Annotated in this window: 4 protein-coding genes; 1 reads left to right on the top strand and 3 read right to left on the bottom strand. The window is 33.6% G+C overall.

Annotation, left to right across the window (positions count from 1 at the left end):
- Nucleotides 1-319: 319 nt before the first annotated feature.
- The 3 genes from B4D49_RS04775 to B4D49_RS04785 all read right to left on the bottom strand — a co-directional run bounded on the left by B4D49_RS04775 (nt 320) and on the right by B4D49_RS04785 (nt 2,201).
- A complete protein-coding gene (locus B4D49_RS04775) occupies nt 320-892 on the bottom strand; it encodes an ECF transporter S component (protein WP_074481765.1) in 573 nt (190 codons plus the stop codon).
- Nucleotides 893-982: 90 nt separating this feature from the next.
- Nucleotides 983-1,522, bottom strand: a complete 540-nt coding sequence (gene coaC / locus B4D49_RS04780) for a phosphopantothenoylcysteine decarboxylase (protein WP_286783407.1) — start codon at nt 1,520-1,522, stop codon at nt 983-985.
- Complete coding sequence (locus tag B4D49_RS04785; RefSeq protein ID WP_286783408.1) at nt 1,515-2,201, bottom strand: phosphopantothenate--cysteine ligase; 687 nt, start codon at nt 2,199-2,201, stop codon at nt 1,515-1,517. The genes coaC and B4D49_RS04785 overlap by 8 nt, the downstream gene beginning before the upstream one ends.
- 368 nt (nt 2,202-2,569) lie before the next feature.
- Between B4D49_RS04785 and B4D49_RS04790 the strand changes: the two genes are divergently transcribed.
- The coding region (locus tag B4D49_RS04790) for a formate--tetrahydrofolate ligase (protein ID WP_286783409.1) at nt 2,570-2,777 on the top strand (208 nt) is incomplete at its 3' end.

The raw sequence follows: 2,777 nt of genomic DNA on the forward strand, positions 1-2,777 counted from the left end.
ATCTTCTTTTGTCTTTTCGTCCATGGCTAACAATTCTTCACGGAGATAGTTGGGAAGCCCCGCAAAATCGAGCCATTTTTGATAGTTTTCAGTGTAAGTCATTAATGGAACTCCTTTTTATGATCTTATAAACGCTTTCATTATACCACTTTGTAAATTATTTTTCTAGTAAAAATTTAATATTGGTGAAAATATTGTTAAATCAAGCTTTCTAAGCATTTTTTGTAAGTTACGCAAACGTTTGTGTTAGGTAAAAATTAACCAAGTTTTTTACTTCATGTCATTAAAAAAACCACGGTTTTCCCGTGATTTTCATTATTTATGATTTGATTTTCTGTAATCTTGGAACAATTGCAAGTGTCAAAATTGCTGAAATAATCATTTCTGCAATTGCGTTTGTTCCGAAAACAACAGCAAGAAGCGCTTTAATGTCTCCGCTATATACGTTAGCAAAAAGTAAGAAGATGCCTCCTAAAACAAAAATTGTATTTGTCATTGAGCCAATCGCACCGGCGATAACAATACCAAATTTATTGTGAAGCCATTTGTAAACAAAATATGGTGTGATACCAATCAAGATACGTGGCACCATAGCAATAATCAGTGATGAAAGATTACCATTCTCAACAAATGGAGAGAAAAGATAACTTGTTGGTAATAGAGTCAAAGTATTGACTGTGACACTGATAACCCCCATTAAAGCACCGAGTGTGGCACCAATTCTCGGTCCGTAAACAATAGAAGCAATGATTACTGGAACATGAACAAGGGTTGGTTTGATTGGCACAGGCCAAAGGTTAAAGACAAGACTTGTTAAAAAATTAATAACAAGCATGATAGCAAAGAAAATTGCAACTGTAGCAATATTACTTGCTGCTTTATTGTTTTTCATAACTCCTCCTAAAGGACGACTTTTTTCGACTTTTCTTTCAAAAGCCCAATACATTATACAAATTTACAAGTGTCTTGACAAGAGTAAAATTTAAAGATTTTTTTCTATACGTTCAATGATGGCGTCAAGCTCAGCTAGCGCACCGCGCGCAATATCTCCACAGGCTAATAAACTTGAACGAGGCTCGATTTCTTCAAAGCCAACTTCTTTTAATATAGCTAGATTACGCTGTGTGAGTGGATTTTCGTACATTTTTGTGTTCATAGCTGGCGCGATTAATTTTGGTGTATCGGCTGGCAAAGCAAGAGCAGTAGCTGTAACCATATTATCAGCCATACCGTGTGCTAGTTTTGCTAAAGTATTAGCTGAAGCAGGGGCAAGGACAAATAAATCTGCTTTTTTTGCTAACTCGATATGATTAACACTTTTAGGATCATTTTCTGTCATTACATCAAGGTGAACAGCATTTTTTGATAGCACTTGAAGTGTTAGTGGCGTAATAAAATCAGTAGCAGCTTTTGTCATTAAAACATGAACATTGTAGCCTTGTTTCGTTAATTGATTAGTTAAATCTGCTGCTTTATAGGCAGAGATACTACCTGAAACAGCAAGTAAAATCGTTTTAGTCATGATTGGTCACTCTTTCAAAAATTAAGCTAGCAATACTTTCTTTAGTATCAGCTTCATAAACATTTGACTCATCTAACATGTAAGCGTGATGGTGATTTCCATCAATCTCTGTCAAATCATTTGCAACGATGTATCGTGCTTTGTTTTTTTGCAAGCTCTCACGCGCAACAGCAAAAAGTTCCTCTTTGCTGACACCAACCAATAATTTAAAGCCGATTAGAGCAATATCTGGATTCCACGTTTTTACCAAAGAAATCACTTTTGGTGTTTTTTTCAGAAAAAGCACTTGGTAGTCTTCTTTAGAAGAAATCTTAGATTCTGTATTTTGACGATTTAGCAAATCTGAAACGTGTTCGGCCTGTTCAACTTCATTAAGATCTGTCATATAAACAGGTGTGTAGTCAGATACTGCCATGCTATGAATAAAGACGTCGTGCGTTTTGACAAGTGGTTCAAGTGTTTTTAGCAAACTATCAACATTCGTAATAGTATGTACTGTTAGTAACGGATGGTCTACTGGTTTAACAGCTTCTTTAGTTGTCACCAAAGTAACTTGATAACCTTTTTCTAAAAAAATTTCTGCAATATGTTTTCCTAAGGATCCTGTAGCGTGATTGGTAATGCCACGAACGGAATCTATTTTTTCGGTGGTTCCACCGGATGTAATTAAAATTTTCATAGCCTTATTTTACACAAAAACGTTTTTTTCGTAAATTGTTTAATATGTTTTTGGTTTGAAAAAATATTTTTTAAAGATTTAATAGAGTAAAAAGCGAATAATATCAGATATTTCGCTTTTAAACTTTGATTGATAAAACAAATGTCTTCAATAATGATTATAAAACCAGATAATCACTCAATTGCCCATGTTTTCACAGTTTATGAAATATTCTTGGTTATAAGGAATAACTATAACTATTGATAAAAATAATTGTTTTGCATCGGTAAAACACGAACAATAATAATTATTTTAATAAATATCGTGCGTTTTTGAAAAAGTGTGTTATAATGTTTTTATCAATCAAAAAATATCAGAGGAGAGTCCCCGTGAAATCAGATATCGAAATTGCACAAAGTGTTGAGCTTAAACCAATCACAGAAGTTGTTGAAAAAGTTGGTATCACATTTGATGATATTGAACTCTATGGTAAATATAAAGCAAAATTATCATTTGATAAAATCAAATCTGTTCAAGAAAATAAACCAGGTAAACTTGTCCTTGTCACAGCTATCAACCCAACACCAGCTGGTGAAG

Origin of the sequence: Streptococcus sp. UBA4344 (assembly GCF_002393675.1) — a bacterium.
In the GTDB taxonomy this organism is placed as follows: Bacteria; Bacillota; Bacilli; order Lactobacillales; family Streptococcaceae; genus Streptococcus; species Streptococcus vicugnae.